The 23,106-nt window shown below is 63.3% G+C and carries 16 protein-coding genes and 1 tRNA gene; 8 read left to right on the forward strand and 9 right to left on the reverse strand.

The window, feature by feature from the left end; all coding sequences use genetic code 11:
* Window positions 1-7 precede the first annotated feature (7 nt).
* From GVL61_RS05325 to egtD, 7 genes are all read left to right on the forward strand, one after another.
* Entirely contained in the window at window positions 8-1,852 is a 1,845-nt protein-coding gene (locus tag GVL61_RS05325) for an amidohydrolase (protein ID WP_159977733.1), read from the forward strand.
* Window positions 1,853-2,017: 165 nt separating this feature from the next.
* Window positions 2,018-2,911, forward strand: coding sequence for a glyoxalase (locus GVL61_RS05330; RefSeq protein ID WP_159977735.1), 894 nt, complete (start codon window positions 2,018-2,020; stop codon window positions 2,909-2,911).
* A gap of 3 nt (window positions 2,912-2,914) precedes the next feature.
* Complete coding sequence (locus tag GVL61_RS05335) at window positions 2,915-3,340, forward strand: DoxX family protein (RefSeq protein ID WP_159977737.1); 426 nt, start codon at window positions 2,915-2,917, stop codon at window positions 3,338-3,340.
* A 19-nt stretch (window positions 3,341-3,359) separates the two neighbouring features.
* Window positions 3,360-4,703 (forward strand): alginate export family protein, encoded by a 1,344-nt coding sequence (locus tag GVL61_RS05340; protein WP_235037541.1) that lies wholly within the window; start codon window positions 3,360-3,362, stop codon window positions 4,701-4,703.
* 98 nt (window positions 4,704-4,801) lie between these two features.
* The gene (locus GVL61_RS05345) at window positions 4,802-5,491 is read left to right on the forward strand and encodes a YoaK family protein (RefSeq protein ID WP_159977741.1); all 690 of its coding nucleotides are present in this window, start codon (window positions 4,802-4,804) and stop codon (window positions 5,489-5,491) included.
* Window positions 5,492-5,768: 277 nt separating this feature from the next.
* The gene (gene egtB, locus GVL61_RS05350) at window positions 5,769-7,046 is read left to right on the forward strand and encodes an ergothioneine biosynthesis protein EgtB (protein WP_159977743.1); all 1,278 of its coding nucleotides are present in this window, start codon (window positions 5,769-5,771) and stop codon (window positions 7,044-7,046) included.
* A gap of 2 nt (window positions 7,047-7,048) precedes the next feature.
* Window positions 7,049-8,041, forward strand: a complete 993-nt coding sequence (egtD, locus tag GVL61_RS05355; RefSeq protein WP_159977745.1) for an L-histidine N(alpha)-methyltransferase — start codon at window positions 7,049-7,051, stop codon at window positions 8,039-8,041.
* A 60-nt stretch (window positions 8,042-8,101) separates the two neighbouring features.
* Here egtD and GVL61_RS05360 read toward each other — a convergent pair whose 3' ends face one another.
* The 7 genes from GVL61_RS05360 to GVL61_RS05395 all read right to left on the reverse strand — a co-directional run bounded on the left by GVL61_RS05360 (window position 8,102) and on the right by GVL61_RS05395 (window position 18,681).
* The gene (locus tag GVL61_RS05360; RefSeq protein WP_159977747.1) at window positions 8,102-8,404 is read right to left on the reverse strand and encodes a UBP-type zinc finger domain-containing protein; all 303 of its coding nucleotides are present in this window, start codon (window positions 8,402-8,404) and stop codon (window positions 8,102-8,104) included.
* Window positions 8,401-10,041: a cyclic nucleotide-binding domain-containing thioredoxin-disulfide reductase gene (locus GVL61_RS05365; protein ID WP_159977749.1), complete on the reverse strand. Its 1,641-nt coding sequence runs from the start codon at window positions 10,039-10,041 to the stop codon at window positions 8,401-8,403. The genes GVL61_RS05360 and GVL61_RS05365 overlap by 4 nt, the downstream gene beginning before the upstream one ends.
* 595 nt (window positions 10,042-10,636) lie before the next feature.
* Entirely contained in the window at window positions 10,637-12,163 is a 1,527-nt protein-coding gene (locus GVL61_RS05370) for a hypothetical protein (RefSeq protein ID WP_235037534.1), read from the reverse strand.
* A gap of 338 nt (window positions 12,164-12,501) precedes the next feature.
* Entirely contained in the window at window positions 12,502-13,242 is a 741-nt protein-coding gene (locus GVL61_RS05380; protein ID WP_159977755.1) for a tetratricopeptide repeat protein, read from the reverse strand.
* An 80-nt stretch (window positions 13,243-13,322) separates the two neighbouring features.
* The gene (locus GVL61_RS05385) at window positions 13,323-15,650 is read right to left on the reverse strand and encodes a TonB-dependent siderophore receptor (RefSeq protein ID WP_159977757.1); all 2,328 of its coding nucleotides are present in this window, start codon (window positions 15,648-15,650) and stop codon (window positions 13,323-13,325) included.
* Between the two features lie 636 nt (window positions 15,651-16,286).
* A tRNA-Val gene (locus GVL61_RS05390) sits at window positions 16,287-16,362 on the reverse strand.
* 174 nt (window positions 16,363-16,536) lie between these two features.
* The gene (locus GVL61_RS05395) at window positions 16,537-18,681 is read right to left on the reverse strand and encodes a hypothetical protein (RefSeq protein ID WP_159977759.1); all 2,145 of its coding nucleotides are present in this window, start codon (window positions 18,679-18,681) and stop codon (window positions 16,537-16,539) included.
* Between the two features lie 830 nt (window positions 18,682-19,511).
* Between GVL61_RS05395 and GVL61_RS24730 the strand changes: the two genes are divergently transcribed.
* A complete protein-coding gene (locus tag GVL61_RS24730; protein ID WP_200844672.1) occupies window positions 19,512-19,679 on the forward strand; it encodes a hypothetical protein in 168 nt (55 codons plus the stop codon).
* Between the two features lie 380 nt (window positions 19,680-20,059).
* Here GVL61_RS24730 and GVL61_RS05400 read toward each other — a convergent pair whose 3' ends face one another.
* Window positions 20,060-21,118: a phage portal protein gene (locus GVL61_RS05400; protein WP_159977761.1), complete on the reverse strand. Its 1,059-nt coding sequence runs from the start codon at window positions 21,116-21,118 to the stop codon at window positions 20,060-20,062.
* Window positions 21,115-22,974, reverse strand: coding sequence for a terminase family protein (locus GVL61_RS05405; protein WP_159977763.1), 1,860 nt, complete (start codon window positions 22,972-22,974; stop codon window positions 21,115-21,117). Before GVL61_RS05405 ends, GVL61_RS05400 begins: the two co-directional genes overlap by 4 nt.
* Window positions 22,975-23,106: the final 132 nt, after the last annotated feature.

A 23,106-nucleotide genomic window follows, 5' to 3' on the forward strand; every position in this document is an offset into this window, starting at 1 on the left:
TAGCCCAATGACCGACACGATCATCATCAACGCCAAGATCACCACGCTGGACCGCGAGAACCCGCAGGCCGAAGCCGTGGCGATCCGGGACGGCAAGTTCCTGGCCGTCGGCAGCGAACAGGAGGTGCGCGCCGCAGCGCCCGAGGCCACTGTGATCGACGCGAAAGGCCACCGCCTGATCCCCGGCCTGATCGACAGCCACATGCACATCATTCGCGGCGGCCTGAACTTCAACATGGAGCTGCGCTGGGACGGCGTGACCAGCCTGTCCGAAGCGATGGCGATGCTGAAGGCCCAGGTCGACAAGACCCCCGCCCCGCAGTGGGTGCGCGTGGTCGGCGGCTTTACCGAACACCAGTTCGCCGAAAAGCGCCTGCCCACGATCGCCGAACTGAACGCGGTGGCGCCCGATACCCCGGTGTTCATCCTGCACCTTTACGACCGCGCGCTGCTCAACGCGGCGGCGCTGCGGGTGGTGGGCTATACCAAGGACACGCCCAACCCGCCCGGCGGTGAAATCGTGCGCGATGCCCAAGGCAACCCCACCGGCCTGCTGCTGGCCCAGCCCAACGCGACGATCCTCTATTCGACGCTGGCGAAGGGGCCGAAACTGCCGCCCGAATACCAGATCAACTCGACCCGCCACTTCATGCGCGAAGTCAACGCGCTGGGCGTCACCGGCGTGATCGACGCGGGCGGCGGCTTCCAGAACTACCCCGACGATTACGAGATCATCGAGAAGCTGCACGCCGACGATCAGCTGACGGTGCGCATCAGCTACAACCTGTTCACCCAGAAGCCGAAGGAAGAACTGGCCGATTTCCAGGGCTGGGTGAAGCAGGTGAAGCCCGGCCAAGGCGACGATACCTACCGCCACAACGGCGCGGGCGAGATGCTGGTCTATTCCGCCGCCGACTTCGAGGATTTCCGCGTAGAGCGCCCCGACATGGCGCCCAGCATGGAAGGAGATCTCGAACCCGTCATCCGCCTGCTGGCAGAGCACCGCTGGCCCTGGCGCCTCCACGCCACCTATGACGAAACGATCGGCCGCGCACTCGACGTCTACGAGAAGGTCAACCGCGACATCCCGCTCCAGGGCATCAACTGGTTCTTCGACCATGCCGAGACGATCAGCGACCGCAACATAGACCGCATCGCGGCGCTGGGCGGCGGCATCGCCGTGCAGCACCGCATGGCCTATCAGGGAGAAGACTTCGTGGCTCGCTACGGCGCCAAGGCAGCAGAGCGCACCCCGCCGATCGCAAAGATGCTGGCCGCCGGCATCCCGGTGGGCGGCGGCACCGACGCCACCCGCGTCGCCAGCTACAACCCCTGGGTCTCGCTGTCCTGGCTGGTGAGCGGGCGCACCGTGGGCGGCCTGCGCCTGTACCCCAACGCCAACCGCGTCAGCCGCGAAAAGGCGCTGGCGATGTGGACGCACGAGAACACCTGGTTCTCCAGCGAGGTGGGCAAGAAGGGCCAGATCAAGGCCGGTCAGCTTGCCGACCTCGCGCTGCTCTCGGATGATTTCTTCGCCGTGCCCGAGAACGAGATCGTCCACATCCGCGCGATCCTGACGATCCTGGGCGGCAAGGTGGTCCACGGCGACGGCGACTTCCGCCCGCTCGCCCCCGAGCTTCCCCGCCCGATGCCGGACTGGTCGCCGGTCGCCACGTTCGGCGGCTATTACCAGACGCCCGAAGCGAAGGAAAAGCTGGCCTCTGCCTGCGGCTGCGCCAGCAGCTGCGGCGTCCACGGCCACGACCACGCGGCCGCGCTGGGCGCCAATGTGCCGGCAGCGGATGTCCAGACCTTCTGGGGATCGCTGGGCTGCGGCTGCTGGGCGGTTTGAACCTGTACGGCCCCTCCCGATGGGGAGGGGCCACATCGCCACTATTCAATAATATCGAACGTTTCAGTCTAGATTATTCGGATCGATAGATTTTCGAGTGCCCCCTACACGGGTCTCGCACCATCGACCGAGCGGCACTGCCCCTCTCCCATCGGAGCCACAGACATGAAGACCTTCACCCTGATGATCGCGGCCGCCATGGTGGTCGCGGGCCCTGCAGTCACGCCCGCGTACGCCGCCACCACGGCCGACTATGCCGTCGGCGCGCAGTACGACACCACCCACGTCTACGTGCCGCAGGACCAGTTCGACACGTTCGTCGCCAGCTTCGTCGCCACGTTCGGCGGCACCACCAGCAAGCAGGGCGAATTCCAGGTCACGCCCACCCCCAGCCTCACCAAGTCGCAGCTCGTGCTCACCCCTTCGGGCACGATCTCGGTGTTCGGCTTCAAGACCTCGATCCCCTACCCCTTCGGCGATGAGCGCACCGGCTATCTGACGACCGATCTCGACGCTGCGGTGAAGTCCGCCGTTTCACACGGCGCAGTGCGCCGGCTGGAAAGCTTCCCCGATCCCATCGGCCGCGATTCGGTGATCCAGTGGCCGGGCGGCGTCAACATGCAGCTCTACTGGCACACCGCGAAGCCCAGTTACGCCCCGCTAACCACCGTGCCCGAGAACCGCATCTACCTGACCGCAGACGCCGCGCCCGCGTTCCTCAAGAGCTGGACCGACTTCGCCCACGCAAAGGTCGTGGCCGACGACAAGGCCGCTTCGGGCGCCGAGATCGGTGAGCCGGGCAAGACCATCCGCCGCGTTTCGCTGGACAGCGGCTACGGCAGGATGGTGGTCTACGTCTCGGACGGCCAGCTCCCCTGGCCCTACGGACGCGACATGACCGGCTATGAAGTGACAGACCTTGCCGCCACGCTTGCCAAGGCCAGCGCAGCGGGCGTGGAAACGCTGGTCGCGCCGTTCGCTGTCGGACAGCGCCAAAGCGCGATCGTGCGCTTCCCCGGCGGTTACATCGCCGAAATCCACTCTGGTAAGGTGGGCTGAGCCATGGGCACCGATACCCCCCGCTTCGTGATATCGGTGCTGAACTTCGCGCCGACGGGTTTCCTCGCCCGCCTCCTGCTGGTGGGCGCGTATCTCGTCGGCGGCGTGACCAAGCTGGCAGACTGGCCCTCCGCATTGGCCGAACAGGCGCACTTCGGGCTGACCCCGCCCGCGCTCTGGGCCGGGCTGACGATCGCGGTGGAACTGATAGGCCCGGCTCTGATCCTGACAGGCCGGCTGGTCTGGCTGGGCGCCGGGATGCTGGGCGTGTTCACGTTCCTCGCCGCGCTGACCGCCAACGCCTTCTGGGCCATGCCAGCAGGTGCGGAGCGCTTCGCCGCGACCAACGCGTTCTTCGAGCACATGGGCCTGATCGGCGGATTCGTCCTCGCTGCGATCCTGAGCTACCGGGCCAAGCAAAGTGGCTGACGGTGCAACCAAGGTAGCGCTGGCGCTCGCCCTTGCGGTTTACCTGCCCACCGCCTCCCACGCGCAAACCACCGAGGCATGGCAGGCCCCCACGCTCACCATCACCCGCTACGACGAAAACTGGTCCGACCTCGCCGAAGCGGATGAGCGCGCCGACCACTGGACCGGCCCGTTCAAGTACATCCCCCTAGGTGATGATGCCTGGCTCTCGACCGGCCTGGAACTGCGCGCCCGCAGCGAGAACTACGATGACAACCTTTGGGGCGGCGCCGATGCCCCCAACGACGGCTACGTCTGGCTACGCGCCATGCCCTATGCAGACCTCCACGTCGGCAACCTGCGCGCCTTCGTGCAGCCGATCGCGGCGACCTCGATCGGCGTTGCGCCTTCCCCCGGCCCGGTGGACGAAACCGGCATCGACCTGCTGCAAGGATTCGTGGAAGCCGATCTCGGCCCCGTTACCCTACGCGGCGGCCGGCAGATGCTTTCGCTCGGCACCGAGCGTCTGATCGGCACCCGCTACGGCCCGAACGTTCCGCTCGCGTTCGACGGACTGCGCGCCGATGTCTCGTTAGGTGACGCCAGGGTCAGCTTGCTGGCGGTCCGCCCGGTGCAGCCCGGCAAGGGCGATTTCGACGACCGCACCTCGCCTGACAAGGCCTTATGGGGCGCCTATGCCGCCCTGCCGCAGCTGGACCTCTACTACCTCGGCTACCGCAATGACGCCGCCCGCTGGGCCGCCCGCACCGGCGCGGAAACCCGCCACAGCCTGGGCGCACGCTGGCACGGCGTCCGCGAAAACTGGCACTGGAACGTCGAGGGCGTGGTCCAGTTCGGCCACTTCGCAGGCGGCCAAATTCGCGCCTGGACACTGGGCACGGAACTGGGCCGCGCCTTCCCGGACACCCCACTGGCACCGGATTTCACCCTGCGCACCAACGTGGTGAGCGGCGACACCAACCGCTCCGACAACCGCCTCGGCACCTTCAACGCCCTGTTTCCCAAGGGAAAGTACTTCGGCGAACTCTCGCCGGTCGGCCCCTACAACATGATCAACGTGAACCCATCGGTCGGCCTGCAACTGGCCCCCGCCGTCTCCGCCAGCATCGGCGCCGCAGCGTTCTGGCGCTACTCCCGCGCCGACGGCATCTACGACATCCCCGGCAACCTGATCCGGGATGTAGGAGACAGCCACGCCCGTTTCATCGGCAAGGAAGTGGAAACCACCGTGGCCTGGCAGGCCAGCGCCGAACTCGAACTCTCGGCCTCGATCTCCGCCTTCGCGCCGGGCGCCTTCATCCGCGAAACCGGCAGCGGCAAAACGATCCACATGCTCGGCCTGGAAAGCAATTTCCGCTTCTGAACTTTTCAGTTTCATCGAACGAATGGAGTGATCTTATTCGGATATTCGGGAACGCAATGCCCCATTAAGCCAGCGTCATAGCCCATTCGGAGACCGTCATGACCCCCACCTCATCCACCACACTGCCCCGGCTACTACTGCTGCTGTCCGCCACCACCGGTCTTGTCGATGCCGCGTCGGTGCTGGGGCTGGGCAAGGTCTTCACCGCGAACATGACCGGAAATGTCGTATTCCTGGGCTTCGCGGCCGCCGGGACGCCGGGCTTCAAGGTCATCCCCGCCGTCCTCGCGCTGTTGTCTTTCATGGTCGGGGCCTGGGGCGCGGGGCACCTTGCCCGGCGCCATGTCGAGCGTCCGCTGCGCCGCTGGCTGCTGTGGGCCGCGCTGATCGAGGGCGGGCTGCTGTGGATCGCCGCTCTGATCGCGCTCAAGATCGACGTCGCCTCGCAGGCGCCGGAACTGGCCGTTCTCACGGTAATCGCGCTGACCGGCTTTGCGATGGGCCTGCGCAATGCGACCGTGCGCCAGCTCAAGGTGCCCGACCTCACGACGACCGTGCTGACCCTCACCATCACCGGTATCGCCGCCGATCGCGCCGACGGGAAATCTCCCAACCTCGTCCGCCGCTTCGGTGCGGTGCTGTCAATCTTCGCCGGAGCCATGATCGGCGCGTTGCTGCTACGCCACGGCGGCCTGTCCCTGCCGCTGGCGCTGGCCGGAACCGTGGTGCTGGGCGCAACCCTCATCTTCAACCGCGACCCTGCCTCGGCCCTCCCGCACCGGCCGTAAGGCGCGCGCCGCAGCGGCAATCGAGGAGCGTTTAACGACCCTGACCCTGCGTGAGCAAAGGGTGATGGGCCGCGTGACGCACAGGCTGATGCCTCGGCCCGGATAACGGGCGCCTCGACTGGCCGCGCTTTTGCTGCGGCCATGGAACCTTGGCGCCTTCCGCGCACTAAACACACTCATACATTCGTATCGTTCAGCCTCGCGCCTGCACTCGATAGCGCGGCGCCTGTCTGGCGAAGACCGGGCGTGCTCACGTGGGCAGCAAGGAGGAGTGACGATGAGGGACCAGTCGGATGCAGTCGCCGGATCGCGTGCCCAGGGCGCGATTCTCGAACGCTTCCGCCGGACACGGGACCTCAGCCGCGATCTCGTCCAGGGGTTGAACGAGGCAGACATGACGGTGCAGTCGATGCCCGACGCCTCGCCCGCCAAGTGGCATCTGGCGCATACGACCTGGTTCTTCGAAACGTTCCTGCTGCGCGATCAAGTGTCCGGCTATCGCCTGTTCGACGAGCGCTGGCCGTTCCTGTTCAACAGCTATTACGAGGCCGAGGGCGCACGCATGGCCCGTCCCGAGCGCGGTCTGCTGACTCGCCCGACAGTAGCCGAAATGCTGGCTTATCGCGAACATGTGGACGAGGCCATGACCGCCGCGCTGCCGCGCCTGATGGAGCGGCACAGCGACCTCGTCGAACTGGGCATCCAGCACGAGCAGCAGCACCAGGAATTGCTGCTGACCGACATCAAGCACCTGTTCTCGCGCAATCCGCTCGGCCCGGCTGCCTACGCCGCCGCCGGTGACGGCGCTGCGGGCGCGGACGTCCCGCTGCGCTGGATCACGGGCGCCGAAGGGCTGACCGAAATCGGCAGCAACGCAGAAGGCTTCGCTTTCGACAACGAATTGCCGCGCCATCCTTCCTGGCTTGCGCCCCATGCGCTGGCCAACCGGCCGGTAACCAATGGCGAATGGATCGAATTCATCGCCGACCAAGGCTATGCCACGGCCTCGCTCTGGCTGTCGGACGGCTGGGACTGGGTGCGGCGTGAAGGCATTGCCGCCCCGCTCTACTGGCGCGGGCAGGACGGCGCGTGGGAGCATTTCACGCTTACCGGCTGGCAGCCGCTCGATCCCCGCGCGCCCGTAACCCACATCTCGTTCTACGAAGCCGACGCTTTCGCGACATGGGCCGGTGCCCGCCTGCCGACCGAGCAGGAATGGGAAGCCGCCGCGCAGTTTCGCAATCCGCTGAGCGGAGTCCAACTGGACCGGGCCGAGGGCATCACACCGCGGGCCGAGAGCAAGGATGGCGCCTTCGCCTCGCTGTTCGGCAACGTGTGGGAATGGACCGGCTCGGCTTATCGGCCCTGGCCCGGCTATCGCCCGGCGGCGGGCGCAGTGGGCGAATACAACGGCAAGTTCATGTCCGGCCAGTTCGTCCTCAAGGGTGGCAGCTGCGCCACTCCGCGCGGTCATGTCCGCGCCTCGTACCGGAATTTCTTCCATCCTCACCAGCGTTGGCAGTTCACCGGCCTACGCCTTGCAAGGAGCCTATAGGCATGCTGTTCACGCCGACGCGCCCCGAAGATGAAATCCGCCGCGATACGCCCGCGACCGACCCCGCCTTCCGCACCGACGTACTGCGCGGGCTGGGTCAGGCCGACAAGGCGATCCCCGCCCGCTGGTTCTACGACATGCGCGGATCGCAGCTGTTCGAGGCAATCACCCAGGTTTCCGAATATTACCCCACCCGCACCGAGACAGCGCTGCTCCACGCCCATGCCCCGGCCGTGGCGCAGACGGTGGGCGCGGACGCTACGGTAGTCGAGTTCGGATCGGGCAGTTCGATCAAGACCCGCATCCTGCTGAAATCCATGCCGCGCGCCACGTATGTGCCGATCGACATCTGCGGAGAGTTCCTCGACGAAGCCTGCGCGGACCTTGCGGCGCTGTTCCCGCATCTGCGGATCGTGCCGGTGGAAGCGAACTTCATGAACCCGGTGCACCTGCCGGTGCGGCAGGGCGGGCAGGCGATGCTGGGCTTCTTTCCCGGATCGACCATCGGCAACATGACGGCGGCCGCAGCCGTCGACCTGCTACGTTCCATGCGCCAGACGCTGGGGCTAAATGCGCATCTGCTGATCGGCATCGACCGGGTGAAGGACCCAAAGCGCCTGATCGCTGCCTATGACGATGCGCAGGGGGTGACGGCGCTGTTCAATCTCAACCTGCTCCAGCGCATCAACCGGGAACTGGGCGGAACCATCCCGGTAGGCGAATTTCGCCACCTCGCCCGCTGGAACGAGGATGCGAGCCGGATCGAGATGCATCTCGAAGCCCGCCGCGCCATCCGTTTCGAGGTGGCCGGCCAGTCCTTCCACATGGACGGCGGCCAGACCATCCATACCGAGAACTGCCACAAGTACCGCCCGAGCGAGATGCGCCTGCTGCTGGCGGCCAGTGGCTGGAGCCAGCTCGAGCATTGGACCGATCCGCAGGAGGATTTCTCGCTGATACTGGCCGGGGCCGAAAGCGACCAGCAGACGCCCTGAGCCGCGATCAGGCACGGCAGTACCGGCTTACTCCAACAGCGGCCTCCAAGGACTGAAACGTCAGTAGAACCGGGGTATCGGGCCCCATTGTCGGGTCTGGTCGGGCAAGTCTACCTGCACCCCGTCCACCCAGCACCAGCCCCAGCCTTCTGGCGGGTCGTAGCCTTCGATGATGGGATGATGCGTCTCGTTAAAATGGGCGCGGGCGTGGCGGTGCGGGGATTCGTCGCAGCAGCCGACGTGGCCGCAACTGCGGCACAGGCGCAAGTGAACCCATGGACTGCCGATCTTCAGACACTCCTCGCAGCCCTTCGCGCTGGGGGTGACTTGGGCGATTGTCATGCTGTGCGAGCAGCCGGTCATGGCGTTTCCTTCCGGTTGGCGGCGAACATCGTATGGATCTGGGAGACCACCGCAGCGCCTTCGCCCACGGCGGCAGCGACGCGCTTGGTCGAACCGGCCCGCACGTCGCCGATGGCGAAGACACCCGGCATCGCGGTTTCCAGCGGGAGATGCCCCCTGCCGGTTTCGACGAAGCCCTTGGCGTCGCTTGCCACCCCTGGCGGCAGCCAGCCCGAATTCGGATCTGCACCGATGAACAGGAAGACATGGCGCAGGGCCCGGTGGTGGAGCGCACCGTCTGCGTTGTGCCGGATCGTCGCGCCGGACAGCCCGCCCGCCACATCGCCCTCCAGCGACACGACTTCCGCGCCGACATGAAGCTCGACGTTCGGCAACTGGGAAATCCGATCGACCAGATAGCGCGACATCGTCTCGGCAAGATCGCGGCGCACGATCATGTGCAGCTTCTTTACCTGCGGCGCGAGGAAGACCACCGCCTGCCCGGCCGAGTTGCCGCCGCCGACAAGGGCGATATCCTCGCCTGCGCAGAGCCGCGCCTCGATGGGTGAGACCCAGTAGGACACGCCCGCGCCCTCGAAGCGGTCCAGCCCCTCCACCGCAAGGCGCCGGTAGCGCGCGCCGGAGGCAACCACCACCGCGCGCGCCTGTACGCCGTTCCCGCCCGCAAGTTGCAGATGCAGATGGTCGCCGCGCCGCTCCAGGTTTTCCACTTCGGCCGGGATCGCCATCTGCGCCCCGAACTTGAGGGCCTGATTGAAAGCCCGCCCCGCCAGCGCCTGCCCGGAAATACCGGTGGGAAAGCCAAGGTAGTTCTCGATCCGCGCCGAGGCTCCGGCCTGCCCGCCCATGCTGCGCGCATCGAGCACGACCACCGACAGTCCTTCAGAAGCGGCATAGACCGCAGCGGCAAGCCCCGCAGGACCGGCGCCGACGATCACGACGTCGCTCACCGCATCGGGATCGATCTGTGCCGAGAGGCCGAGGCAGGCCGCCAACTCCGTCTCGCGCGGGCAGCGCAGGATCGGGCCTGTAGGGCAGACGACCAGCGGATATTCCGCCGGGGCCACGCCCAGCCGCTCCACCAGCGCCTTGCCCTCGCCGTCCTCGCTCACATCGAGAACGAGGTAGGGATAACCGCTACGACGCAGAAATTCGCCCAACCGGACCACGTCCGGGCTGCCCGGCACACCGATCAGGACCGTGCCGGCCCCGCCTTCCTCGATCAGCCCGACGCGGCGCAGGATCAGGGCGCGCATGACCGTCTCGCCCAGTTCGGCCGAGCCGATCATCAGGGCCCGCAGATGCGCGGCATCGATGGGGATCGCTGTGCACCCGTCCGGCCCGGCGCGCCCGCCGGCGATCGAGGGGCGGCCTGCCAACTGGTTGATCTCGCCGGTGAACTGGCCGGGACCATGCATGGTGACATGCGCTTCGCGGCTCAGCCCGTCACGGCGCACAACCTCGATATGGCCAGCGACGACAAGCCAGGTAGGAGCCTCGCGGTCGCCTATGGCATAGACCTGATCGCCGGGGGCGAAGACGCGTTCCGGCCCGCTGGCAAAGCGCCGCGCGGCCGCCACTTCGGCTGCACCCAGCACCGGAAACATCTGGTATTCGCGGCTTGCGATCGTGCTCATGCCAGTTCTTCCTGTTCACGCCAGTTCTGCCTGCCGTGTTTCCAGTCGATCCCGAATGCCCCGTCGAAGGGTATCCGGTGCCTCGTTGTCGGGCGTTCCCGCATCGCCCACCAGCATACACTGATTTATGGCAGCTTCGAAATCGGCGGACCAGGCAGGCGAAAAGACGGGCATGCCGGCCCAGCTCACACGGCGGCTCAAAAAGGAACGCCGAATACCGGTGGCTTTCCAGTTCGAGGCGGGCTGCTGCGATGTTGTCGCCGGGCGGCGATAGAAGGTCGCCTCAGGCACCGCGCCTGCTGGAGCGCCGCCCACCGACCTGGGCGCCGCTGCCAAGTGCGATATCTCCGGCCGGCTAAAGGCGCTGCCGACAAACGAAAGCGGGCGCACGACCCGGCGGTGATCGCCGGGCACATGCGCCCTCGAAGCAGGTGATGTCTCCCCTCTCCCGCGACTGGCATTCTCCATCGCGGAAGTTGGAGGAGGCGGCCCACGGCAAGGGCCGCCTCCTCCCCGACCCCGTCAGACGGAGTCGGGTAGCGGCGTGTCCGACCTGGGGGAGGGCAACAAGAGCGGTGGACACGCCATCCTTGTTTCAGCTCCCCGTGAGGCCTCCCAGCAGCCCGGTCACCGGCGAAAGCAGGGAAGCGGTTCCTGAGCCCGTCCCCCCACCGACACCGCCGAGCAGACCACTGACGACACCGGTGACCGGAGCAAGCGCACTGCCCGCACCGCTGCCGCCACCGACGCCGCCCAGCAGGCCGCTCACCACGCCGGTCACCGGAGCAAGCGCACTGCCCGCGCCGCTGCCGCCACCGACGCCGCCCAGCAGGCCGCTCACCACGCCGGTGACCGGAGCAAGCGCACTGCCCGCGCCGCTACCGCCGCCGACGCCACCGAGGAGGCCACCGACGACCCCGGTAACGGGCGACAGCACTGAGCTGCCGGTCTCCCCCGCACCGAGGCCGCCGACCACTTGGCCGACCACCGGACCAAGCGCCCCGTTCACGGCGCCAAGCACCGGCGAGGTCACCGTATCCACCACAAGAGTTACGGGCGCCACGACCGGAGCCAGCCCGTTGGTAACCTGGGTCACCCCGCTGCCGACCTGCGCGCCCAGAAGCGCACCGGCAAGGTTGCCGACAGGCGCAAGGCCCTGCGCCACGCCCGCGGCCGTCGTCGGCAGCGTAACGTCCAGCACCGCGCCATCAGAGAGCACGTCGGCCGTCACCAGCTGCCCCGAGACGAGGCCCGGATTGTCCGACAGGACATTGACGCCCGCCAGGGTGCCGCTGGTGCTCGCGCCGGTAAGACCGTTGTTGGCAAGGTCCAGTCCGACCAGCGGACCGGTATACGTCGGCGCCGTGCCGGAACCGCTGCCCGGCAGGCTGCCGGTGATGCCGCCTACAAGGCCGCCCAGCTGTCCGGTGAGCGGTGCCAGCACGCCGCCCGAACCTACCACCGGGGCCAGCACGGTATCGACGGCCCCGAGCAGCGGCGTCGTCACACCGCTGACGGTCGAGGTCACGGCGGCGACCGTGGGCGAAAGTCCGTTGGTGACGCCGGTCACGGTCGATCCGACCTGTTGGCCCAGCAGTGCCCCTGCCAGAGCGCCGACCGGGGCGAGCGCCTGCTGCGTCTGCGCCGCCGTGGTCGGCAAGGTCACCTGCACAACGCGGCCATCACCCGTCAGCACATCGACGACGATGCTGCTGCCACTGCCTCCGCCACTGCCGCCGGTCGAGCCGGTGGGCGGGGCGACATTGACGTCGATCAGACTGCCCGGACCGCTGGGGCCGAGAATGGGAACGCCGCCGACACTCACCCCGGCAGCGGGGCCAGTGAGGCTGGTCGTGCCGGTCGGCCCCGAGGGACCGGTGGGACCGGTGGGACCGGTTGGTCCAGTCGGCCCGGTAGGTCCCGTCGGACCGGTGGGGCCTGTCGGACCAGTAGGGCCGGTGGGGCCGGTGGGTTCGGAAGGGGTGGATGGCCCCGACGGCCCCGCAGGCGTACCCGCATGGAAACCGACGCTATCCGCGCAGGCACCCAGCAGGAGCAGCGGGATAGTCGTTGCGCAGAGAAGGGCTTGCCGTGCCGTCGGGCGCAGTTCGCTGTTGGTCATTGTGTTGTCCTCCGTGAATTGCCGTATGCGCAAAGCGTCAGGCACTTCGGGAGAATAGTCTCGGCCAGAAGCAGCCGCTTCGGCCCTGCGCAACGGCTCCGCTTCCGGCACCGCGCGGGACAATTTCGGGCAAACGGCAGGATGCCCCGGAACGGACCGCGCCGGGCACGCAATCCACACGCAAGCCGGCACGGCCCGCACGCAAAGGCCGGAAAACCGGGCATGCGCATACGCAAAACGACTGCTGAGGCCCGTTTTGAGCCTTGGTGCCGGGTCGGCGGCAATTGTAACCAACCCGGCGCGACGCCGTCCCGGGAAGCACCTGGTGGCAGGGCTCCTCAGGCAGGCTGGCTGCGAATCTCCGCTGCGGCAGCCCGCAGTTCAGACTCGGGACGAGCGGCCAGCCAGCCCGACACCTTGCCCAGAAACGCCGGGGTGGCGCTTGCCTCCAGCTTGCGCAACCATACGAGCGCTTCGTCGATACAACCTGCCTCGATCAGCATCCGCGCATGGTTGAACTCGCCGCGAAAGTCTCCGCCCTCAGCGGCGCGGCGGTAGTGGTCGGCGGCGACATCCATGTCCCGCATGACCACCCAGCCGTCCTCGTGAAAGCCGCCCAGCAAATTGATCGACTTGACGTGCCCCGCCCGCGCCGCCCGGCTGTAGAGGCGGAAGGCCGCCTCGCGGTCGAGCGGGACACCCTCGCCCAGGCAATGCAACGTGGCGAGGTTGTACATACCCCAGTCGAGCCCGCGCTCCGCCGCCGCCTCGTACCACTGCGCCGCCCGGACCTTGTCGACCGGAGTGCCCCAGCCGTGTTCGCAGCAGCGTCCGACCATATTCATGGCCATGACGTGACCGGCCTGTGCGCTTGACGAGAACCAGCGCAGGGCTTCCTTCTCGTCGCGCGGGATGCCTTTGCCGTCGAGCAGGATCTGGCCGTAAAGCGCCTGCGCCTCGGCCAATCCGGCTTCGGCGGCGACTTTCATGATGCCGGCCACTTCGGCGTCGGAAGCGCTCAGCCGCTCACGCGCTTCCTCGGCGCTCCAGCTTTCGATCTCCGCGAATGTCAGCGTCATGCGATATCCTCCCCTTGAAAACGAGCAGGGCCCGCCCCCCGAAGGGAGCGGGCCCTGCCCTGTCACCGAGAACCGAAGGCTCAGTACTTCAGCGAGAGCGTCGCGAAGGCCGAGCGGCCCGGTGCCACGGTCGCGAAGTGCGTCGAGTACGTGCGGTCGTAATACTTCTTGTTGGTCAGGTTCTGCACGTTCACCCGCACCGATACGTTGTCGGTGAGCGTAGCCGAAGCCGTCGCATCGAAGCGCCAGTAACCGTCGATAGAGCGGACAACAGTGTTGTTCGAACCATCGGCGAACACGACGTTGCTGAAGCCCGCATACTGCTTCGAGTTGTAGATCGCGCCGCCGCCGATCTGGAAACGCTGGGCGATGTCGAAGGTCGTCCAGGCGGTGAAGCTGTGCTTGGGCGTGTTAGGGAACGGCTTGCCGAGGTTGACCAAGGTCGCCGCAGTGAGGACGTTGCCGACATCGGTGATCTCGGAGTCCATGTAGGTGTAACCGCCGAAGATGCTCCAGAACGGGAGCGGCTTGCCGTTGAAGCCCACTTCGAAGCCCTGGATGCGCCGTTCGCCGACATATTGGGGTAGAAGGTCCGCGCCGGTGGTGCGAGCGTTCTTGGTCTCGGTACGGAATGCGGCTGCGCTCAGCCCGAAGGCGTCGTCCATGAACGACCACTTGGTGCCGATTTCATAGGACTTGGTCTGTTCGGCCTTAAGGGCGTTCAGCGTCGTCAGTGCAATGGCGTTGCCTTCCTGCCCTTCGCCGACAAGGCTGCCGGGAGGAGTGGTCGACTTCGCGTAGGACACATAGATGCTGCCGTTGGACATCGGCTTGAAGATCAGGCCTGCCTGATAGTTCAGGAAGTTGTCCTTCTTTTCCAGGACAGGCGCCGCAGCCGTTGCCGGGATCGTGGTCTGGACCGTGTTGTACCAGTCCTGACGGATACCGACGTTCAGCAGCAGCTGATCGGTGATCGTGATCGTGTCGAGGGCATAGATCGCGTAGGTCGTGGCTTCGGTCTTGGCGCTGATCGCGTTGCGGGCGACCGGAAGAACGCTGCCGTTGATCTGGACATTCTGCCACGGGTCATTGGGGTTCGGGTTGGTCAGGCTGGTGCAGTTGTAGGCAGCCTGGTTGGCTACGCTGCAGCGCGCCGAAGCGGCGGCGCTGGTGTTGGTGTTCACGTTGAACGTGCCGCGCTTGGACTGTTCCCAGCTCGCCTCGGCGCCGACCGAGAACGAGTGCTCGATGCCGCCGGTGTCGAACGTGCCCGACACGTCGAACTGGCCGACCATCGAATCGACGTTGCTCCAGCGCGTGTTCGCACGGCGCCAGACCAGGCCGTTGACCACGTTGCCCTGGCTGTCGTCGGGCTGGGTGATGATGTAGGACTGCTTGACGTTGGCATACTTGGCCGTCGCGCGAACCTTGATGCGGTCGGACAGGTCATGCTCGGCGCGCAGGAACAGTTCGTCGACGTTGGTCTTGCGGAAGTCGCGGTTCTTGAGACCGTAGAAGGTGTCGCGGTCCACGTCGGCCGGGCCGATCTTGAGCTGGTCGGCGGTCTTCACATACGTGGCGTTGCCGGGGCGCTCGAACGGAATGCCCGGATCGGGCATGTCGTCGCTCTGAAGGTGATAGTAGTTGATGAAGGCGCGGGTCGAAGTGCCCAGGCCCAGCGCAGCCGAAGGCGAGATGCCCCAACGGTTGTAGTTCACCACATCGCGCCCGGCGACATCGGCGTCATGCCACATGCCGTTGACACGGATCGCGGCGGTGTCGCTCACCTGATAGTTGGCGTCGACCGTAGCGCGCTTGTAGTCGTCGGTTCCGTAGCTGAAATCACCAAGGATGCTGGTGCCCAGGTGCGGCATCTTGCTGACGAGGTTGAGGCTGCCGCCGGCGCTGCCGCGTCCGCCCATGGTCGAATCGCCGCCCTTGACGACTTCGATCTGCTCGATCGCGAAAATCTCGCGCGACTGCCCGCCGATGCTGCGAACGCCGTCGATATAGGTGCTGCCCTGTGCGTCGAAGCCGCGGATGAACGGACGATCGCCCTGCGGGTTGCCGCCTTCACCGGCGCCGAAGGTGATACCCGGTACGGTGCGCAGCGCCTCGGCGAAAGTGGTCGAACCGCTCTCGCGGATGACCTGCGAAGGCACCACGATCACGGTCTTGGCGGTGTTGAGCAGCGGCGCCGTGTACTTGGGCGAAGCGGCTTCATCGACCTTGTAACCGGATTCATCGATCGCGGTATCGGAGACGGTCACCCCGCCCAGGCTGGGGGGCGTCGCATCGGCGGCGGCATCCTGCGCCATGGCGGGCGAGGCCGCGAAACCGACGCAGGACAGTGCCAGATAAGCCGGCGCGACCGTTGCCGACGAGTTACGAAGACGAGATAGAGACACTCAAACCCCCCTTTTATTGCAAATGCGTATCAATTCGCGGCGCTAATGCGAATGATTCGCGTAAAATGCAAGGAGAATTTTGTCGGACCAATTCAACCAGAAACAAAAATCATCGGAAAATTGTCGAGGCATGAAAACAAACCATGGCATACCACATCGCCACCAACCATGAATTATACATTCATAATTTCTGTATTTTCATTATAGAAATATAAATCAATATTGATAATATTTTCTATTTATTAATTAAGTTTTCGAACATAATACCCAGAAACCACCTTTCACGCCAGATTTATTTGCAAATAAATATCACAATTCGATGTGAAATAGCGATTGGGAGAAACTCGCTAAACCGTTTCATTTCCCGTTCGCAAACAGGCGCAACAATCTCAGCCTTGCGCGCGCCGGGTTGTCAGCGGTTTGATCATCCCACTTCTGGTCGATAGCGGCCCGGCGTTCCCTTTCGCTGCGGTCAGCGCAATGTCGCCCGCAAGATCATGGTCCACCCTCGATCCGCAAATACGCACATTCGCTCTGTCCAGGTTCGCCTGCATCAGCGCACAGGCCCAACCGAAACAGAAACGCCCCGCCAGGCGGAGTGCCTGCGAGGTAAGGGAAATTCCGTATTTGGAGGAATGGTGGGCGGTGAGGGGCTCGAACCCCCGACCCTCTCGGTGTAAACGAGATGCTCTACCAACTGAGCTAACCGCCCGGCACGCCGGAAGCTGTGCCAATAAGCCATTTTCCGCCTGCGTCAACACCCCCTTTCACGGAACGAAACGGGCTCAACCAGAACAGATCGGGTCCCCGAGTCCCGACATAGTCCCGACCAAACTTGGATGGCCGATAATGCGTTTGCGAGCCCGAACACCAGCTCATTAAATGCTCAATAGGAATCTCGGATAGCGTCGAGAATGTCGTCTAGAGGAAGCGTATCTAGGGCATTAGTCTTTGACCTTTCATCGTTAAGGTGATCGCGTATGCGCCGCTGTACAATCGCCTCCGGTACGTCGTGATTGTCCGCGCGGATGGCCTCCAAGGCCTCGATCATTTCGGCCGGGAGCGGTTCAATGAGGGCGTCCGCGTAAATCTTTGCCAGACCGGCACCAGTGAGATCTACCTTCTCTCGGTTTGGCCCAAAGGCCAGATACCGGAGCAAAAAATCCAGCGAGATAACCGGGCCAGTATTGATCTTAGGAACAAGGTCAGGCTCAATTCGCGACAGTAGAGACCTTGCGGACCGATCAAGCGTCAACCACCAATTGGAATAACCTAAAGGCGCTCTGCCCCGCTGCCCTATTCTTGAAGACAGTACGTGGAGGAAAGTCTCGGAATCGTGACTAGCCAATCGCAATGCGTGGGTCGTGTCACCCGACATCTTGGCACGCCGTTCGACATGAATGTTCTGCCATTCTGTTTCCACTGCTCGTGCCAATTCCTCGCTCACATTCGTGTGGTCATCAGCCACTTCAAGGCGGATGGAATGATCAGCGCGCAGGTAATCTGCGATGTCTTGAACCGGGTCGTTTTTACCGACGAATGTCTCCACCCACGCCGCGAAATGCCCTTCCTTCCCGCCAAAACGCAAGTAAGAGGCCAGCAAATATGGAACAGGGCCATTCCATGAGTCGCTCCGAATGAAAGTAAGGCATTTATTTATATGACGTTCAAGTTCCTCTAGCACGCCAGCGGTTACTAGCAGCTTAAGCCCAGCAGAAATACATTGTCGATAGATTTGCGTGAAGGAGGTTTGACTTGGTGGCGCACCCGTTTCGGCGAAGAGCGGGAGAATAACAGATGTATCAAGCCATATTTCTCCCGATCCAAACATCTGCATCGTTGCTTTCTGCACGTCGGGTGTCGCGGCCAGAAATGCAAATAACGTATAGCTTTCCAGAAGACTCTTTAGGTATGCTGCTGTTTTCTCGGTAGGAGAATTTAGAACCGATTGAAGTACATCGGCCATAACAATTATCTTATTTTCCCCTGAAAACCCGAAATTAAGCGTACTTTTTCCGATGACTATTTCTTTTAATGTTACCTCATCAAACTTGTGATCCTCGGAAAATACCGCACTTTTAGCAAATTGTTCGCCTTTTTTCAGGAAATATGTTTCAACTATATTTCGGGCCGCTTTAGAAAATGCTCCGGAATTTTGGATGGTTATGGTTTTGAGCGTCACCAGCTGGCTCAGAAGATCTGAATCAAAATCATCTTTCATGCCTGCCAGCGCGGAGATCGAACCCGCCACCCGTGTTCGTTCGGTATCAGTGAGATGAAACTCATCCCCATCCCTGCGATGTCGAACGGCCGTCCCCGATAACCTGTTTAGGGCGGCGTCAACGCGTTGGCGAACCAGCACTTCGGAATGGCTGGGAAGAAACGAGTGCACGTCTTTATATATATGTGCCCGAGATTTTCGGTTGGCCGTGGAGGTGGCACGTAAGGACGCCCGTACCAGGGCGTCATAAGACGATTTCGTCAGTCCATAGCCTGCCTGAGAATCCTGCATCTGCATTTCTAGAAAAATTAGCGCAGTTTTCGCTTCATCGGCCTTCAATGACGAGACGAGGTCATTATCCAGCAATCTCTCGGACACAAGAGGGTCGACAAACTGTTTTGAAAGTTCTTCTGCGGCCGATTCTCGCGAAAACGTAGAATTGGCCCTCTCGATAAACCAAGACCTATCATAAACATCTAAGAAGTATTTTTCGCGACGAAGATCGGCTTTTATTTGATCGGCCTCGGCCCCAATAGGCTGATTTGTAACATAAATTAGACTGCTAGTATTTGGAAAGCTTTCTTTTAAACGGCGAATTGTGGTGCGTATTTTTGGGGACCATTTTTCGGTAACGGAATATTGAAAGGCTAGCGAATCGTCGCCTTCTTCACAGAACAGTGTGGCGTCTCGCCCACCGTCTCCGGACGGAGATGCCATCGTACGGAGCGCCGGGTATTCGCTGGAAAGGAACACGGAAGCCAGTTTCTCGAAAGTTTCCCAGTCTCCCGGTCCGAGCTGATCGAGCGCCATCCTAAACCGTTCAGAGCGTATTGCCATTTCGCCTCACCATCATTCCTGCAAGAGGATAGGTGGATCACCCGCCTCCAGAAAGCGAGAGATCAACCGTGGAAACTGCGGATAGGTTGGCAAGGGTTGCGATAGCGAACGACCTGCCAAACCACGTGGGGAGTACCGGAAAAAACGTAACAAACGTAACATGTGGCAGATTTCTGCGGTTTTTGACGTAACCTAAAGCGTAACCTCTGAGTGATGAGATTACCTTTTTAAAACGTAACTTTTTGAACTGAAAAACCCTAGGATTTCTGCGGGGATTACCTTTCTCGCTCCGCGAAGTTGCGCTAGATTACCTTCCGAACGTAACACGGAAAATCGCTTAAATTCAGATGGTTGTCATGGCGGCGCCACCAGAGGTTACGCATGTTACGCTTCTCCGGTACCACCCACCGCAGCGAGGGGCCTTCACACAGATTTTCCAGAGATTGCGCCTCGTTCCGAAAAATCCGTCCAGCTGCATCAAATTGCAACGCGGCGAGGGTATCTGAGGAGCGCACCCAGCCTAGGACCTAGGCCGGGGGAAGGGAAGTCGTAGTGGTGCATCAAAAGGGACATATAAAGTGCGCGGGCGAGGCGGGGGATTAAGCGCGCGCTCGGGGGTGGCAGCGAATGCGGAAAATCTTGGCGCAATAATATTGCGCGTCGAAGAAATATTCCTGTCTACGCAATAATATTACGCCAAACCGACACAAATTTTCGCGCCTTTTATGCGATGGATCGAGGCGGCAAATCGTTGACCGACTCGGTTTCTGTTCTTCATATGTTCCGATTAAAGGAGCAATCTGATGAAGATCGAAGACATCCGCCGCGCCGTAGCCGACACGCTCGAAGCCCGGGGCCTCAACAACCGAACATTCCTGCGCGAGATCCGCACCGGCAAAAGGGATGATGGACCGTACATGATCGGCGCGCTCGCGTGCGTCGCCTTGCGCGGTGCTCAGCCGGCCGAGTGACGTGGGCCGCCTGGCAGATGGCATGCAGGCCCCAACGACCTTCTTCGAAGCCGCTGCCTGGGCGTACACGATCAAGGCGACGTGCGAGTGCGGGCATGCCGCCGTATTTCACCCGCATGCCCTCTGGTGGCGCTTCCATCGAGCAGGCCGAGACGGCACGCTGGAGACGGCCCGGTCGCGGTTCTACTGCGCCGTCTGCTGGCATACGCACTGCCGAAGGGTCCGCCCAGCCAGTTTCCTGCCAAGTAGGGATCAGCCGACCGTGGACCTCCCCCTGCCGGACGATCGGGAGTGGAAGCGCGCGGTGAACCATTACCGAGGGTAGAACGAAAAAGGGCGGCCCGATTGAGCCGCCCTTCGTGGGTCTGACATGTGGAAGGTCAGGCCGCAGCCTTTACCCTCTCACGAAAAAGCACCGCCTCGCGGCCCAGCGTGTCGTTCAATTCGAGGAACACGGACTGTAGCGGCATGATCTCCAGTTCGAAGAAGCTGTCGAGCGCCTTGGCCGGATCCCCGAAGCCGCCAGCGTTGGCCGGGATAACCCCCAGAAGCTGCGGCGGAACGCGATGCGCGGCCAATACGTCATCGCGCGTGGTGTTCTTGATGCCAAGGAACTCATCCTTTGCGCCCACCTCGGCGATCGGCAGGATCTTGATCCCGGTCTCTTTGCCCTCGGTCGCATGCACGAAGAGGTTGCGAAAGTTGCCCGGCCCTTTCGAACGCTTGAGCGCGTCGCGCATGGCATCCACGTCGCCATCGGCGAACATCCCGGTGGCGTAGAGGATGTAGCCCGCGTGGCTCCCGTTCTCGTAGTACCTGCGGCGAAACAGCGTGGCGTTCTCGTTCAGCAATGCGGACTGCAACGCCGACAGGTATTCCGGCAGGCCGTAGATCTCCTGATTGATATCCGGCGCCATGATCTGGTGGACGGTGCCCGCGTCGAACTCCACCTCGTTCTGATAGCCAGGCACCCACCAGAAGCTGCCCTTCGCGACACCGCGCCGCGTGTACTTGGCAAGGACGTGATCGAGGCGCAGCAGGCCGCCGAGGCGGTTACGAACTTCCTGCACATAGCAATTCCCCAGCACGAGGTAGTCCTGCACCATGGCAGCGAAGTCCCGCCGGCTGATCAGCGATGCTGGGTCGAGGCTGGCGGCCAGCAAGTTGCGCTTTAGGATGATGGCGCTCGAATGATGGGGCGAGGAACGGAACGACCGGGAAAGGCCGTCCAGCGAGATCGGCGGTTCATACCAGCGCTGGTTGTGCCAGCATTCCAGCATATCGAGCATGGTCGCCCGGCTATTGACCGGTTCGGGTTCCCCGAAGGTGAACGCCTCGATCGAACGGCTGCGGTTGTCGTTGACCGGGACGATCGCGCCGCCTGATGCAGCGGCGCTCTCCTGACGGCTCATCCTGCGGGCACGGCTACGCTTGCTCATTCGATAATCTCCATCGTGCCCTTGGGCTTTTCCTTGCCGTCGAGCGGCTCGTTCATAAGGATGTGCATCGCGGCCCAGGCGAGATCGGCATGTCCATCATTGCCCCCGCGCCCGGCCTTGAAGGTGACGTTGCGGCCGCTGGTGGTCAGCGTCTTCTTGATCGAGACGAAGGCCGAGACGATGTCGAGATAGCTGCTGTCGAATAGCAGGCGGCCCCGGCGGATCACATTCTGCGCCTTCATGATCATGCCGGCCTTCACCTCCAGCGAGTATTCGATCTTGGCGACCGAACAGCCGGGCATCTCGCCCACTTTCGCGAGCAGCTGGTAGACGCCCGCGCCGACACCTTGCGCGTCAATGCCGAGATACGTGCAGTTGTAGCGGCTCAAGACTGCCTTGATGAACTCGGCCTGCTGCTGGAAATCGAGGCCGCGCAGCTGGTGGCGTTCGAGGATCCGGAACTTGCCGCCTTCCTCCAACGGCGGCGCGGCGATAACCAGCGCCGCATTGTCACCGGTCTCGCTTTCCTGCGGATCATAGCCCGCCCAGACCGCGCGATTACCGTAGGGCCTTGCCGCCTCGATGTTGAAATCGGTCCAGTCGACCAGGCTGTCACAGCCGCAGGCGATCATGTCGTTGAATTTGAAGGCCGACATGCTGTCGTCGACGAAATCGCACATGAACAGGTTGGCGAATTCGTCTGGCGCGTATTCGTCCTCCAGCTCCGCAATGTCGAACAGGTCGCATCCGCCCGCTTCGGCGTCGCGGATGTTGACGATGTGGCGCCAGATGCGATCAGGCCCGACGCTGCCCTTTTCCGACAGCGCGGCATGGCTGACGTCGATCTCGACGCGGTCTTCCTTCTTGCGTCGGCGGTTGCGGCGCTCTCCGGTCCAGTATGGATAGGCGGGATGCGCGACGGTGGACGGCGTGGAGAAGTAGGTTTTCCGCCACTTCTTGTGCGTCGCCATGCCCGAGGCGACCTTGTTCAACTCCTCGAACGAATGGACCCAGAAGAACTCATCGAAGTAGAAATTGCCGTGCCGGCCCTGCGCCGTGCGGAAGTTGGTGCCGAGAAAGTGCATCTCGGCCGCCGCTTCTTCCTCAGGCCTGAGGTCCGAGGTGATGAGCATCGGATCGCCGGTCAGGGCAACGCCGACCAGCTTGGCGAAGCTGACGATGTATGACCGGAATTGGTGCGCCTGTGCCTTGGAGGCTGACAGGAATATCTGGTTGCGGCCCGTCTCGATCGCGTCGATCAGCGCTTCAAACGCGAAATAGTAGGTCGCGCCGATCTGGCGCGACTTCAGGATCATGCGGGTGCGCTGGCTCAGCGCGTTCCACCACGTCAGCTGGTAGTCGTAGCAACCTTCAAGGAAGATGCGCTTAAGTTCGGCCGCCTGCTCTGCGGTGAAGTGGTTCTTCTTCGCCTTCTTGCGCGGCCCAGCGTTCCGGTTGCCGACCTTTTCGTTGATGTCACCGCTATGGCCGCCCGGCTGCTCGAACCGGCGCACGCGGGCGAGACTTTCGATCTGCCTGGACAGCGCCTCCATTTCGACAAGGTCGCCGCTGGTCTTCTTCTCCTTCGCGATCAGCGTGAGGAGGCGGATTTCCAGCCCGTCTTCGATTTTCCGGATCGAGGGCGCGTCATCCCACTTGTCGCGCTGCTTCCACGCCGCGATCGTCGCGCGCGGTATCGCCCCGCCCGTGTCGCCCTTGACGCCGTGCAATTCGAATTCGTCGGCAATCTGCTGAACGCCCCACCCGCGCCAGTATAGGCTGCACGCATGGCGGCGGGGATCGAACTGCCATGCGTTTGTGGGTGCGCCGGGCTGGGGGAGGAATGGGCCAGTCATGCCGCAACCATGGCGCGCGCTTTTCGCGCCGATCACCGCCGTCCATTTCGCTGAACACTAAGCGAAATGCATGCCCTTGAGAGATTGCCTCCGACCGTCCCTTTCTGGCCGCAACACGCTGCCGAACCTCAA

This window comes from Novosphingobium sp. 18050, assembly GCF_902706195.1.
In the GTDB taxonomy this organism is placed as follows: domain Bacteria; phylum Pseudomonadota; class Alphaproteobacteria; order Sphingomonadales; family Sphingomonadaceae; genus Novosphingobium.

Bases quoted from the DNA above. Each gene is read 5' to 3' on its own strand.
- GVL61_RS05395 (WP_159977759.1), bottom strand. From the start codon at position 18,681: ATGGCGCTCGATCAGCTCGGACCGGGAGACTGGGAAACTTTCGAGAAA.
- GVL61_RS05345 (WP_159977741.1), top strand. From the start codon at position 4,802: ATGACCCCCACCTCATCCACCACACTGCCCCGGCTACTACTGCTGCTG.
- GVL61_RS05325 (WP_159977733.1), top strand. From the start codon at position 8: ATGACCGACACGATCATCATCAACGCCAAGATCACCACGCTGGACCGC.
- GVL61_RS05380 (WP_159977755.1), bottom strand. From the start codon at position 13,242: ATGACGCTGACATTCGCGGAGATCGAAAGCTGGAGCGCCGAGGAAGCG.
- GVL61_RS24730 (WP_200844672.1), top strand. From the start codon at position 19,512: ATGAAGATCGAAGACATCCGCCGCGCCGTAGCCGACACGCTCGAAGCC.
- GVL61_RS05365 (WP_159977749.1), bottom strand. From the start codon at position 10,041: ATGAGCACGATCGCAAGCCGCGAATACCAGATGTTTCCGGTGCTGGGT.
- GVL61_RS05335 (WP_159977737.1), top strand. From the start codon at position 2,915: ATGGGCACCGATACCCCCCGCTTCGTGATATCGGTGCTGAACTTCGCG.
- egtD (WP_159977745.1), top strand. From the start codon at position 7,049: ATGCTGTTCACGCCGACGCGCCCCGAAGATGAAATCCGCCGCGATACG.
- GVL61_RS05400 (WP_159977761.1), bottom strand. From the start codon at position 21,118: ATGAGCAAGCGTAGCCGTGCCCGCAGGATGAGCCGTCAGGAGAGCGCC.
- GVL61_RS05405 (WP_159977763.1), bottom strand. From the start codon at position 22,974: ATGACTGGCCCATTCCTCCCCCAGCCCGGCGCACCCACAAACGCATGG.
- GVL61_RS05370 (WP_235037534.1), bottom strand. From the start codon at position 12,163: ATGACCAACAGCGAACTGCGCCCGACGGCACGGCAAGCCCTTCTCTGC.
- GVL61_RS05360 (WP_159977747.1), bottom strand. From the start codon at position 8,404: ATGACCGGCTGCTCGCACAGCATGACAATCGCCCAAGTCACCCCCAGC.
- egtB (WP_159977743.1), top strand. From the start codon at position 5,769: ATGAGGGACCAGTCGGATGCAGTCGCCGGATCGCGTGCCCAGGGCGCG.
- GVL61_RS05330 (WP_159977735.1), top strand. From the start codon at position 2,018: ATGAAGACCTTCACCCTGATGATCGCGGCCGCCATGGTGGTCGCGGGC.